The sequence below is a fragment of the Rhodospirillaceae bacterium genome (assembly GCA_016712715.1).
Taxonomy (GTDB): domain Bacteria; phylum Pseudomonadota; class Alphaproteobacteria; order Dongiales; family Dongiaceae; genus Dongia.
In genome coordinates this window covers 941,955-954,361 of record JADJQM010000003.1, presented here as the reverse complement: position 1 = coordinate 954,361, position 12,407 = coordinate 941,955, and the positions used below count along the sequence as shown (strand labels likewise).

Here is a 12,407-nt window from a genome sequence, read left to right as displayed (position 1 = left end):
GGTGTAGCGTCGGCAAGCTGAGTAGATTCCGATCCTACTATTAGAGCTCCACCTGCCGTAGATCATCAAATGCGGCTGATCCGGGGGGGATTGGACGTGTGGCCCACATTAACTGCGCGAGAACACAATGAAACGATTGTTAACGCTACTGATTGCGGGGTTCCTGTTTCTGGGAGTGGCAGAAAAGCAGGCTGCGGCATCCAGCTTCGATCTGGGTACCGTCAGTGCGGGTGACTCAAAGTCGGGTTTCGTCGCCAATTTCGGCTCGAATATCACGAACTTCGATGATCAAATCTCCTTCTCCTTGGTAGACCTTGCGACATCGCTCGTCGGCTCCATCTCGGATTTGACGATTTTCTATGCAATCCCGTTGAATTCACTCAATTTCCAGCTCGACCTGTTCAATGCGGTCGATCCGGCGACCTCCCTGGGCACCTATGTCGACCCCGTCGGCACGGGCATCGAGTTCAGCTACCTCAATCTCGCCGCGGGCAGTTACTTTTTACGCGTCAGGGGTGACACCGGCGCACTGGGCAATGCCTACGAGTACCGAATTGACTTCAATGCAGTCCCGATCCCGCCAGCCTTGTTGCTCTTTGCGACGGCCCTGGGTGGTATGGGATTGGCGGCTTATCGTCGACGCAAAGTGCGGGCGTGAAATAAACGCCCTAGCGCCGACGTCTTGCCGTCTGATGATCTGAACCCTCGGGAGTTTCTCCCGAGGGTAATTCCTTTCGTACCCATATTGGCGTGAAATGTGTTGCTTAAGACGAGGGAAGAATTGAGGACAGCGAGCTCAGCGGCAGCCATGGGCCGTTTCCAGTGCTCCTGTTGACGTCTTCAAGCGGCCGAGGCCGCGCAACTAACTGCATGCCGGCGCGCAAGATAATGAACGATCCCCTCGCGGGCTGAGTAATGCATATGAAAGTGTCCACCCGAAGGTCATTGAGGCGGTGGTCGGTCGAAGGAGTTTGCCATGGAGCAGATTGAGAAAGCGTTGGCCAAGGCGAAGGAAATGCGCTACGGCGGTGGCGCCATCCCCCTGCCTATCCGGGAACATGCCAGTTCAGCGGTAAATGGCGTCACACCAGAATACACCGAGACCTTTGTTGTCGCCGCAGATCAAGTAAGATCGCAGGCACAAAGGCTTGTGGCGGATTCGATCGATCAGAAGGCGTCGCATGTCTATGGTCTTCTCCGTACGCAAGTCCTGCAGCGCATGAGAGCCCGGGGATTTTCGAGCCTGGTCGTCACCGGCCCGGCACTGGGTTGCGGAGCCAGCACCACCGCTGCAAATCTGGCCGTCGCCATTGCGCTCGATGTCAACCAGACCGTTCTCCTGGTTGATTTGAACTTGCGATCGCCGTCAGTCAGCAAGAAGTTCAATTTCGAACCTCGCGCCGGCATAGATGACTATCTGCGAAACCAGGCCACACTCAAGGATTGTCTGGTAAGCCCGCGAATCCCGCGACTGGTGATATTGCCGGCCCGGCGTGCCAACAGCGATGCTGCTGAGATCCTCAGTTCCCCGCGCATGACGGCGCTATCCCGGGAGCTGCGCAGCCGCTATGCGGATCGCATCATCATTTATGATGCTCCACCCTTGCTGTCGTCGAGCGATACGCTCGGTTTCCTGCCGAACGCCGACGCAGTTCTGCTGGTTGCGCAAAGCGGAAAGACGACAAGGCAGGAAATCGAAAAATCGGCCGAGCTGCTCAATGGAAAGGTGCTGCTTGGAACACTTATGAATGCGCACGGAGCCGCCTAGCAGCGCTTGGCTGACAGCGCCGGGAAAATCGGATCGGGACGAAGGCATGTACCAGAAATTCTTTGGCATGAGGGACAAGCCATTCTCCCTGCTGCCGGATCCCGCCTTTCTGTTCTTGAGCAAGAAGCATTCGACCGCACTGAGCATGCTGGAGTACAGCCTTGCCGGCCACGCCGGATTCTGCGCGATTACGGGCGAGATAGGGTCCGGCAAAACGACCCTGATCCGTGCGTTGCTGCGGCGCATCGGGCGCGATATCACGCTGGGGCTTATCTCCAATACTCATGCATCGCAGAAAAATATTGCGACCTGGGCATTGGCGGCATTCGGGCAGCAGGCGCCTGGCGGCAGCGAATCGGATGTCTATCGCGAATTGATGCAGTATCTCATCAACGAATATGCGGCGGGGCGTCGCTGCGTTCTGGTCGTCGACGAAGCGCAAAACCTGACGATCGAGTCTTTAGAAGAGCTGCGATTGCTATCCAACATAAACTCCGACAGTGATCTTCTTCTCCAGATCATCCTTGTGGGGCAGCCGGAGTTGCTAGAAAAGCTGAAGCGTCCGGAGTTGCGCCAATTCGCGCAGCGCATCAGCATCTCCTATCATCTAAAGGCACTCAGTTTCGAAGAGACTAAGATGTATATCAGTCATCGGCTGAACGTTGCTGGGGCATCTGGTGCTCTCTTCAGCGACATGGCAATCGGTGGTGTGCAATACTTTTCTGGCGGTGTGCCGAGAGTTATCAATTCGATCTGTGATATGGCGCTTGTCTATTGCTTTGCCGACGAGAAACGCGTCGTCGATCTCGATATCGTCTTGCGCGTGATCAGTGATCGACAGGCAAGTGGTCTGGCCAGTTTCGCAGGTGTGGGCCAACCGAAAGACCCGGATGTTGTATCTGGAATTTCCGGCATGGTGCAGAAGGCCGCAGCGTTGGCCGAAGCAACTGGGGCGAACCTCCCTGGGGCGGGTGCCGCGCAGGTTGATCCTGTGATGCCCCACACTGCATCTTTCGACCGCGCAGAGACGGCAAGCGACAGCGCGCCGCTCGAAGCTGGTGGCGCGTGGTCCGCGGCACTGGGCGTTGCCGGCGAAAAGGGCGCGCCGGCGCGCATCCGGAATTTTCAGGATCATCGGTTGGAGAAAATGCGTGCCACAGATGTGCGCCAGCGGCCGTCCTGGTTTCGCCGTACGTTTGGCGGCGCGGGATGAGCGTCGGTCAAACGATTGGTTTCGTTCGCTGACGGAAATACAGACTAGCCCTCATGCCAATTGGGTGTAGGCCCTAAGGAGGCTCTGCGCCGCATAAGCGCCTGGCCTGGTAGACAGAATGGTCAAAACCAAGAAGCGCAATGGGTTGGTTCTCCAGTGGAAACCGTGCCAGGAATTGCGTCGGACAATGTCGGTCTTTGCGGTCGACATCGCATGTTGGAAGACTTCCTGATTGAACAACCGCTTCAACAAGCGGCGGCTCTTGAGCGGCGCGCCATTGAGCATCGCAGCGATTGTTTCGCAGAGGCAGTGCCGACCTGCCGTTGAGCTGGTCCGCGTAACCATGTTGATCGAATCGCGGTAGTATATCGCCGTCCTGTCCGGCGCAGATGCGCAGATGTGCTTGTAGGCAACGCGTAACCAGAGATCCTTGTCGCCGCCCCGGCTACAACGACCGGCCGGAAAGAGTCCGCTTTCTATCAGGGCCTGGCGTCGAAAAGTCGAAGCCGACGTCCATATGGGGCATTCACCGAGATCGAGCCAGATCGCCAGTAGTTCATCGAGATGAAAATGTGCCGAGTCCTGGCTATCGCTCCGGCGGGAAAACCGGTCGCTGGCTTGCCGCCCGTCGGCATAGACGTTGGTGTAGCCAGCGAACACGCAAGCGAGATCGTCATGTTCATCAGTCACGATTACCTTGTGAAGCGAAGCCAAATGCCCGGGTAACCAGGCATCGTCGGCATCCAGAAAGGCGATCCAGTCAGCGTCCGCCGTCAGAATGGCGAGATTGCGGGCGGCATAGCCGCCCGGACCTGGTGTTGTTCGCTGGAGCACGCGTATCCGAGGATCAGTATAGCGCGAAGCTATTTCCAGGCCATTATCCGTTGAAGCGTCGTCGATCAGAAATATCTGCCGAGGGGGAAATGTCTGTCGTAACACTGAATCCAGGGCGCGGCTGATGTGCGGCCCTTTGTTGTAAAGGGGGATCACGACGGCAAAATCAGTCATTCATCCCTCTCTCAGGCGCGTCGCGGAACGCCGCCGCAGGCGATCCGAAACACCTCCGCGAGCGTGACCAGCGTAAGAACCGCAAGGACGCCGCCGACCTTGAGTTTTTCAGTTGGGGTCAGCCGCGCGTTGAAGAGCAGGAACTTTGCCTTGCCAGCAGCTTCCCGCGAACAGATCAGCAGCCATTGCAGCAGGGCCCAACGGCGACGCCGCATCATCCACCGGCCGCCGATGACGCGACGTCGCTTATGGACAAGTTCGTGCAGGGTGGCGCGCACCGGGTGCGACACGACCATGTCCGGTGCATAGACGATCTGTTGACCGCTCTCATGAATAGCCTGGGAAAGAGCAAAATCTCCCCCGGATTTCAGGGTGGCATCAAATCCGCCGTGGGAGGCAAGAACGCTGCGCGGGCTGATCCAGTTTGCGGTGAAACAATGGTGGTATTTGACGTTCTTTTCCTGATCGAAAGCATAGGTTCGTTCATACTGCTCGCAGGCGGCGCTGTAGAGGATGCTGTCGCGGAAGAGATCGATCCGGCCAGCGACGATGCCGATGGGGTGATGCGATTGCGCTGCGGCCATTCCTGCCGCCAGCCACTCCACGTCTGGAATGCAATCGGCGTCCGTAAAGGCAATGAACTGACCCCGCGCTGCGGCAAGTCCAGCATTTCTGGCCCGATAGGAGCCCGGCCGCGGCTCGGACAGGAGCTTGACACGGGGAAAACCTCTGACGATTTAGGCCGTGTTGTCGGAGGAGCCATTGTCGACCACCAGAACTTCGTAGGAGTCCTGAGGGTAGGACTGGGCGAGAACGGCGGTCAGGCACTTTTCTATGAGCGACGGACTGTTCCAGACCGGAATGATGACGCTCACAGAGGGCGGCGATGGTATCTCGACAGGCAAAATCTCACCGTTCTGGTTCCTGGCCAAAGCCTGGGGTCAGTGGTCGATCGACCATTACAGGCTCAGCCGTGACAATTCCGTATCGGTTGAAACGCCGGCAAATCAGTTACGTTCCTGCGGGAACGGATTTCTTATCCGGCGCGTTAAGGAGCGGTGACGCAACACCCTGGTTCGGCGTCACGGAACCATTTTGAAGGCATCAGTTATTGAGAATCGGATATTTGGTTGGCGAATTTCCCAAACTTTCAGAGACATTCGTTCTCGATGAAATCAAGGAACATGTCAGGAATCGCGTTGACGTTACGGTGATCTCTCTGCGCCGTGCCAATGTCAGGAACCTCGCCTATGCGAACATGGCCGGCATGGATCTTGACGTCATCGACGTCTTAACGAAACGGCGCTGGGCCTATCTCCTCGAACTGATCGGTCTCGGCGCGCTGTCAATGCTGGCCAAGCCGGTTCTTTGGCGCGTTGTGCTAGGCCATGGCTATGGAAGCATGGTCGAGCGCATGACAATCCTGGCACTCGCTTATCGGCTGCGCGATATCGAGCGCGCCGGACGGATTGACATCCTGCACTGCCATTTTGGACGCCAAGGTCGATATGCCGCAGTCCTTCGGCACCTGGGTATCCTGCGGGCACGGATTGTAACGACGTTTCATGGTTTTGATATCTCTTCAACCATCGCCCGGCGGGGCAGGCATCACTACGCGGAATTGTTCGCACATGGCGACCTGTTTCTGCCGATCAGCGACTATTGGGCACATAGTCTCCGCGAACTGGGATGTGATCCCGGGCGCATCGTGGTTCACCATATGGGGTCGAATGCGGCCCGACAAGCGACGAGGAGTTCAGGCCACCGCAAGAGGCTGTCCTTCGCCTTGTCTCCATCGGTCGATTTGTCGAAAAGAAGGGCTATTCATATTCGCTGCGAGCGTTGGCATTGCTGCGCGCGCGCCGTCCGGACCTATCATTCATGCTCAACATTGTCGGGGACGGGCCGCTAAGATCCGAGATCGAGGCCGAAGTGTCCGCTCTCGACCTTCACGATGTCGTTCATTTTCATGGCTCGCTGGCACATAGCGACGCTTTGGCCCTGCTCGACAAGGCGGCGATTTTCATTCTGCCAAGCATTACGTCGAAAAGCGGTGACATGGAGGGAATACCGGTTTCCCTCATGGAGGCGATGGCGCGAAGTGTACCGGTCATCAGCACGCGACATAGCGGCATTCCTGAACTCGTGGAAGACGGGATTAGCGGTCTGTTGACGCCGGAGCGGGATGTGCCGGCGTTGGCGGCTGCCGTGGAGCGCCTGATTGATCAGCAGCAATTGCGTGCGGAGTATGGCCATGCGGGGAGGCGCAAAGTCGTGGCGCAGTTCAATCGGCGTTCTCTCGGCATGCGGCTGTCGGACCTCTATCGCGCCTTGATGCCACAGGCGACGTGAATATCCGTGATGCAACCCAGGACGCACGCGGCCGTGCCTGGCGCAATTCTGCGTCCGATATGAACGCGGCATCTGGATAGTACTGAAAACGCCCAGGATGAAGATGCAAAAAGAAGACAGTCAGCCCAGAATGCGACTTGGCGCGTCCAGCGCTCGGGGCGCTATGCTGATGCTTGTCTCCCAGAGCGTCGTCTTCGGCACAAATTTTGTCGGCATAGCCATTCTCGCTCGCCTTTTGCCGCCGAGTTTATTCGGCATCATGGCGATGGCCGCCACCGTGTCCAATTTCATCATGATGTTCCGGGATTTCGGCCTGACGACGCCTGTCCTGCAGAGGAAAGTGCTGTCGCAGGATCAACTCTCGGCACTCTACTGGATGAATGTCGCCTTTGGTCTGACCCTCACCGCACTGACAGTCGCTGCCGCACCGGCGATCGCGTGGTTCTACAGCCAGCCGGACCTGACGCTCGTTATCAGCGTCCTGGCGAGCGGCTTTCTGATTGGGACAACAGGGGCGATGCAGGACGCATTGTTGCGCCGGGACATGAGGTTTGGTGCGATCGCCATCATTCGAATTGTCTCGTCGCTGTTCACACTAGTCGCCGGAGTCACGGCGGCCTTCCTGGGGTACGGGATCTGGGCGCTCGTTATCATGCGCCTTGTTCAACAAGCCCTGCTGGGACTTGGCTGCTGGGTTGCCAGCGCCTGGCGGCCGAGCCGATTTAGGCGCGGGACAGAAATTCGGTCGCTGATCGGCGTCGCCGGGCATGTCACGGGATCTCAGTTGGCGACCTATCTATCCCGCAATACCGACAACATCCTGATCGGATGGCAATGGGGCGAACTGGCCCTGGGCTTCTATGACCAAGCCTATAAACTGCTGATGCTGCCGATGCAGCAGATCGGCATGCCCATTAACAGTGTCATGCTTCCCCTGCTCAGTCGGCTTAGCGATGAGCCCGTCTCATATCGTACCGTCTATCTGCGTGTGACTGAAAAGATCGTCATGCTAGCGATGCCGCTCAGCTGCCTGATGTTGGTATTGCCTGAGACGATCGTCCGCGTTGCATTGGGACCAAACTGGATGGCCGCCGCGCCGGTTGTCGCCTGGCTCGGTATCGCCATGATCTATCAGCCGCTGGCTTTCACGACGAACTGCCTGCTGATTTCGCAGAACAGGTCCGGTGAAATGCTGCGCAACAGCCTCATCAATTCGGGCCTGTCCGTCCTTTCGTTCATCGTCGGTCTGCCTTTCGGACCTGTCGGTGTGGCCGCATCCTACGCGGTCTGCGGGCTCATTCTCCGAACGCCGCTGACGCTTTGGCTGGTTGGAAGGCGGGGATCGGTCACCACCGCCGACCAGTACAGGCTGCTTGTGCCAACGGTCTGCTCGGGCAGTGTTCTTGCTGCGACCTATCTCGGACTGAAATCGAGTGCTTTCTTTCACGACCAGCCATTCCTGTTGCTGACCGTGGCCGCGGTAGTCGCCTTGCCTGTTACGGCCGGTGCGTTGGCCGCACTGCCATCGGGGCGGGCGATGATGAAGGACTCTCTCGTAATGGCGCAATTGGCGTTGGCTTCATTGAACAAGGGCGGTACCCGTATATGACTTGCGATCTGAAAATCACAAACCGCTCCGGGTCGGTATGAAAGTCATCATCACGAATACCACCTTGGTCAATGGTGGCGATGCGGCCATCGTGTTTGCGATGATCGAAATGCTGCGCCACACCTTCGGCCAGGACACGGTAGTCAATGTGCTCGATTCGATGGCGACGACGACGCGGAGGTACTACCCGGAATTGGAGATCAGCCAGCTGATCAGTATCCAGCCACGCGCAACAGGTGGGCGTGCATCGCGGCTCCTGACACGCTTAGGGCGACGTATCTCGCGGCTCCGCGTGGCAATTGCACTTGGAATGCTGAGCCGCGGGATGGATATCTCCCGTCTCGTCCTTTCGAAGGACATGCGTCTCGTCTTTCGCCACTATGCCGATGCCGACATGGTGATCTCGGTCGCCGGCACCTATCTTGTCGACAACTATGATATTTCGCCGAGATTGCGCGAGCTGGACGTTGCCATGGCCTATGGCAAGCGGCCACTATTCTACACGCAATCACTGGGGCCGTTTGAAAAGCGGCAAATGGGAGAAATGCTGACGGCCTATTTCGACAGAGCGCCGTTGATCCTCCTGCGTGATGCGCGGTCAAGATCCAGTGTCGAGGCGCTGGGCGTGGATCCCGCTAAAATCCACGTCCTGGCCGACTGCGTGTTTGGCCTGGCCCAGGCGGGAAGGCTGGCAGCCGCAGAGAATCGGCAGGGACCGGTGCGTCGGGTTGCCATATCGGTGCGCGACTGGCCGTTCTTTCGTGACGGCGCATCCGCGGCCGGCATGGAGCGCTATATCTCCGGCGTCGCGAAGGCGGCTTAGCTCCTGATAGAACGATACGACTGCGACATCGTCTTTATTTCCACCTGTCAGGGAATAGAGGAATACCAGGGTCAAGATTCGATGGTTGCGTCCCGAATCGCCGCCTGTATTTCCCCCCGGATAGCTGACGGTCGGGTTCTTGTTGACCATCAATTTCACAATCCACTCGATCTCCTGGGGGAACTTGACCGTTTCGACGCTGTCATTGCCACGCGCATGCATATGGCAATTCTGGCCTTGGCAGCGGGCGTTCCCGTACTACCGATTGCCTATGAGTTCAAGACAGTGGAACTCTTTGCGCGCCTCGGCATGGCGGATTGGGTCACGGCCATTGAAGACGTGAACCCGGAAAATTTTCCAGCGACGGTGCAGGGCTTCATCGACGCCTTGCCGGGCAGCCGAAAGCAGCTCTTCGTCGCAGTCGGGAAGGAACGTCAATTGGCCCTGTCGGCAGGACCCCTGTTACGGTCGGCCGCCAGCCAAGCGCGGACGGCGGCCTGACATGGTGAAGGCGCGCCCCGATTTTCCGGAAAGCCGGACAAGCATCGTCTTTGTCATCAATTCGCTGGCGGGTGGTGGAGCAGAGCGGGTCATGAGCACTCTGCTGAAGGCGTCATCGTCAGAAGCGGCAACGCGAGACCTGCATCTCGTCCTGCTGGATATCGAGCCATCGGCCTATAGCGTGCCGGATTGGATCACGTTGCACCAGCTGGACGGGCGACATGCTCTGTGGCGCAGCACATGGCAGCTGCTTGTTCTGCTCCGTCGTTTGCGACCGCAGGCCATCGTGAGCTTTCTCACCCGTGCGAACGTGGCGTCGATCCTTGCTGGGCGCGCTCTGCGGTTGCCAGTGGTAATCAGCGAAAGGGTCAATACGACAAGCCATCTCGGAAGTGGGTGGGGTGGCAAACTGGCGCGGATGTTGGTCAAGCGCTGCTACCCATGGGCTGGCAGGATCATCGCTGTTTCACCTGGCGTCGGCGAGGATCTCCACCGTGCATTCGGCCTTGCCAGAGAGAAGGTCGTTGTTATTGCCAATCCGATCGACCTCGACGAGATCGAGCGGCAAAGCAAAATGGGTGATCCTCCCCCCGTCACAAGACCCTATGTCATGGCAATGGGAAGGCTCGTCGCCAACAAGAATTTCGGTATGCTGATTGAAGCCTATGGCCGTGCGAATCCGGAAGCCGACCTCCTCATTCTGGGCGAAGGACCGGAACGCTCGTCATTGATCAAGCGGATCGCCGAACTGGGACTGACGGACCGAGTTCACCTGCCGGGATTTTCGCGCAACCCCTTTGCCATGCTGCGGCGGGCACAATCGTTCATCCTGCCGTCGAATGCCGAGGGCTTTCCGAACAGCCTGCTTGAAGCGATGTCCCTGGGTGTGCCCGTTGTATCTACCAATTGCCGTTCGGGCCCGGCCGAAATCCTGGCCGACATGCCGCGGGAAGCCGTCGCGCCAGGCGTGGTTCTCGCCGAGCATGGGATCCTCGTTACGTGCGATCATGTGGCCGACATGGCATCGGCCATGCAGGCCATGGCCGATCCGGAGCGACGCCAGGCATATGGGCACAAAGCCACCCGGCGAGCGGCCCAGTTCAGTGTTGGACGAGCCAGAGAGGCCTATTGGGAAATCATACATGCGGAGCGGATGCATGCTGGTAACTGTTGACCGGCTACGTGTGGTCTGGTGGTCGAAGTCCGAGGGTCGCGGCCACCGGGAGCATGGAAGATGACGAAATACCGGGCTGATATTGATGGCCTGCGCGCGATCGCCGTCCTCGCTGTTGTGATCTATCATCTTGATGCGGCGGCATTCGATCGCCGGATCTTTGCAGGCGGGTTTGTCGGCGTCGACATCTTCTTCGTCATATCCGGCTATCTGATCACCGGGCTGATCTACGGCAGTATTGCGGAAGGCCGCTACTCCATTGTCGAATTCTATGTTCGTCGAGCACGCCGGATTTTCCCGGCCCTGTTCTTCATGTTCGCCGTCTGCGCCGCCTTCGTTCTGATATTCTGCCTGCCAAATGTGACGGATCAATTCAAAGACAGTCTGATTGCGTCGACTTTCTTCTTCTCGAACATCCACTTCTATCTGACAGCGGACTATTTCGCGCCAGGTGCCGAAACGCAGCCGCTTCTGCATACATGGTCGCTGGCGGTGGAAGAGCAGTTCTACATTTTCTTTCCATTGTTGCTTATGCTCATCTCGCGATTCTCCGACAAGGCGCGGAAAAACTGGCTTGTCGGTATCACGGTAGCATCCTTCGCCGTGTCGACTTGGCTATTATGGACGGACCCATCGGGCGCGTTCTACCTGCTGCAGGCCCGGGCCTGGGAGTTGCTGATCGGCGCTCTGTTAGCAATCGGCGTCTTCCCGGCAGTTCGCAACGTCAAGCTGGCGGAAACAATTGTCGCGTCAGGATTGACTCTTATCGCCGTCAGTGTCCTGTTCTACTCGGAGCACGTACTGTTTCCCGGGCCGGCTGCTTTGTTGCCATGCATTGGTGCCGCGCTGATCATCCATGGCGGTACGCATGCAATACCGGTCTCGACGCGCTTGCTCGCGATCCCGCCCATGCGCTTTATCGGCCTGATCTCCTATTCGCTCTACCTCTGGCACTGGCCCATCAACGTCATCATGAAGTTCGCCGGATTCTGGTACATGTGGGATACGGATGCGAGATCGTTCAAGCTGGCGGCCCTGTCGCTCAGCTTCCTGGCGGCTGCTGCGTCGTGGTACTTTGTCGAGCGTCCGTTTCGCAGGGGCACATCCTCGAAGGCCGGCAATGCCTCGGTCCTGCTAACCTCTGGCGGAATCATGGGAGCGTTGGTCCTTGCAGCCGTGATGATGACAGCAATCAGCGAGCGGGTATGGAGCCTGCCGCCGGACGCAAAGCGCATTCTTGAGGTGGTCAATCAAGGCACAAATCGGGTGGGCACCTTCAAACCTGTTTCCTCTCAACCCGCAACGATGACGTTGCGCTGTTCGACACGAAGGATTGCCTCCGACTGTCACCGTCGCAGCAAGACTTTATTGTCATCGGGGACAGTCAGGCCAAGGATCTGGTTTCCGGGTTGAAAGTGGTCAATCCGGATATCAACTTTCTTCAGGCCACCTCGTCAGGATGCAAGCCAGTATTAGAGCAGGCAGGTGAAAAGCGTTGCCGGGAGCTTATGGATATGATTTTCCATACGTTCCTGCCGAACAACCGGGTCGATACCATTGTCCTGGCGGCACGCTGGAAGCCGGAAGATCTACCTTTCCTGAAGGTGACCTTGTCGCGTCTCACGGAAGGTGGCGAGAATGTTATCGTTTTCGGGCCACGGGTTGAATACAAGCACGATCTACCCTGGATACTGGCGCTCAGCATTCTGAAGGACAATATGTCTCTTATCGATGGCAATCGCAGAATCGAACAGAAAGCAACGGATGAGCTGTTTCGTCGCGAGCTGGCCGGCATGAATATTCCCTACTTCTCGCTTTATCAGGCGATCTGCGCGGATAGTACATGCCGCACCACCGACGACGCCGGCACACCATTGGCTTTTGACTACGGGCACTTTACCGATGGTGGCTCGATCTTCATCGCGGACAAGGTCAAGGCCTGGGGTGGCTTCAAGTGAG

The 12,407-nt window shown here is 57.8% G+C and carries 15 protein-coding genes; 12 read left to right on the top strand and 3 right to left on the bottom strand.

Annotation, left to right across the window (positions count from 1 at the left end; genetic code table 11):
* The first annotated feature begins 127 nt into the window (after positions 1-127).
* The 3 genes from IPK59_22190 (at position 128) to IPK59_22180 (ending at position 2,981) form a co-directional block, all read left to right on the top strand.
* Complete coding sequence (locus IPK59_22190; GenBank protein MBK8161343.1) at positions 128-658, top strand: hypothetical protein; 531 nt, start codon at positions 128-130, stop codon at positions 656-658.
* 318 nt (positions 659-976) lie between these two features.
* Positions 977-1,768 carry a CpsD/CapB family tyrosine-protein kinase gene (locus IPK59_22185; protein MBK8161342.1) on the top strand — a complete coding sequence of 264 codons (792 nt, stop codon included), beginning with the start codon at positions 977-979 and terminating at the stop codon, positions 1,766-1,768.
* 46 nt (positions 1,769-1,814) lie between these two features.
* Entirely contained in the window at positions 1,815-2,981 is a 1,167-nt protein-coding gene (locus tag IPK59_22180) for an AAA family ATPase (GenBank protein ID MBK8161341.1), read from the top strand.
* A gap of 51 nt (positions 2,982-3,032) precedes the next feature.
* Here the strand turns inward: IPK59_22180 and IPK59_22175 are convergent, their stop codons facing one another.
* The 3 genes from IPK59_22175 to IPK59_22165 are packed head-to-tail and all read right to left on the bottom strand — an operon-like array spanning position 3,033 to position 4,894.
* Positions 3,033-3,989, bottom strand: a complete 957-nt coding sequence (locus IPK59_22175; GenBank protein ID MBK8161340.1) for a glycosyltransferase family 2 protein — start codon at positions 3,987-3,989, stop codon at positions 3,033-3,035.
* 11 nt (positions 3,990-4,000) lie between these two features.
* Positions 4,001-4,726, bottom strand: coding sequence for a glycosyltransferase (locus IPK59_22170; GenBank protein ID MBK8161339.1), 726 nt, complete (start codon positions 4,724-4,726; stop codon positions 4,001-4,003).
* On the bottom strand, positions 4,727-4,894 hold the full coding sequence (locus IPK59_22165; GenBank protein ID MBK8161338.1) for a glycosyltransferase: 168 nt from the start codon (positions 4,892-4,894) through the stop codon (positions 4,727-4,729).
* Between IPK59_22165 and IPK59_22160 the strand changes: the two genes are divergently transcribed.
* The 9 genes from IPK59_22160 (at position 4,824) to IPK59_22120 (ending at position 12,406) form a co-directional block, all read left to right on the top strand.
* Positions 4,824-5,051, top strand: a complete 228-nt coding sequence (locus IPK59_22160; GenBank protein ID MBK8161337.1) for a hypothetical protein — start codon at positions 4,824-4,826, stop codon at positions 5,049-5,051. The two genes, IPK59_22165 and IPK59_22160, sit on opposite strands and share 71 nt — an antisense overlap.
* 64 nt (positions 5,052-5,115) lie before the next feature.
* A complete protein-coding gene (locus tag IPK59_22155) occupies positions 5,116-5,901 on the top strand; it encodes a glycosyltransferase (protein MBK8161336.1) in 786 nt (261 codons plus the stop codon).
* Positions 5,784-6,341 (top strand): glycosyltransferase, encoded by a 558-nt coding sequence (locus IPK59_22150; GenBank protein MBK8161335.1) that lies wholly within the window; start codon positions 5,784-5,786, stop codon positions 6,339-6,341. Before IPK59_22155 ends, IPK59_22150 begins: the two co-directional genes overlap by 118 nt.
* 97 nt (positions 6,342-6,438) lie before the next feature.
* Complete coding sequence (locus tag IPK59_22145; GenBank protein MBK8161334.1) at positions 6,439-7,950, top strand: lipopolysaccharide biosynthesis protein; 1,512 nt, start codon at positions 6,439-6,441, stop codon at positions 7,948-7,950.
* Between the two features lie 37 nt (positions 7,951-7,987).
* Positions 7,988-8,773 (top strand): polysaccharide pyruvyl transferase family protein, encoded by a 786-nt coding sequence (locus IPK59_22140; GenBank protein ID MBK8161333.1) that lies wholly within the window; start codon positions 7,988-7,990, stop codon positions 8,771-8,773.
* 81 nt (positions 8,774-8,854) lie between these two features.
* A complete protein-coding gene (locus IPK59_22135) occupies positions 8,855-9,274 on the top strand; it encodes a polysaccharide pyruvyl transferase family protein (GenBank protein ID MBK8161332.1) in 420 nt (139 codons plus the stop codon).
* Position 9,275: 1 nt separating this feature from the next.
* Entirely contained in the window at positions 9,276-10,448 is a 1,173-nt protein-coding gene (locus IPK59_22130) for a glycosyltransferase (GenBank protein MBK8161331.1), read from the top strand.
* A 60-nt stretch (positions 10,449-10,508) separates the two neighbouring features.
* A complete protein-coding gene (locus IPK59_22125; GenBank protein MBK8161330.1) occupies positions 10,509-11,861 on the top strand; it encodes an acyltransferase in 1,353 nt (450 codons plus the stop codon).
* Positions 11,858-12,406 carry a hypothetical protein gene (locus IPK59_22120; GenBank protein ID MBK8161329.1) on the top strand — a complete coding sequence of 183 codons (549 nt, stop codon included), beginning with the start codon at positions 11,858-11,860 and terminating at the stop codon, positions 12,404-12,406. Before IPK59_22125 ends, IPK59_22120 begins: the two co-directional genes overlap by 4 nt.
* Position 12,407: the final 1 nt, after the last annotated feature.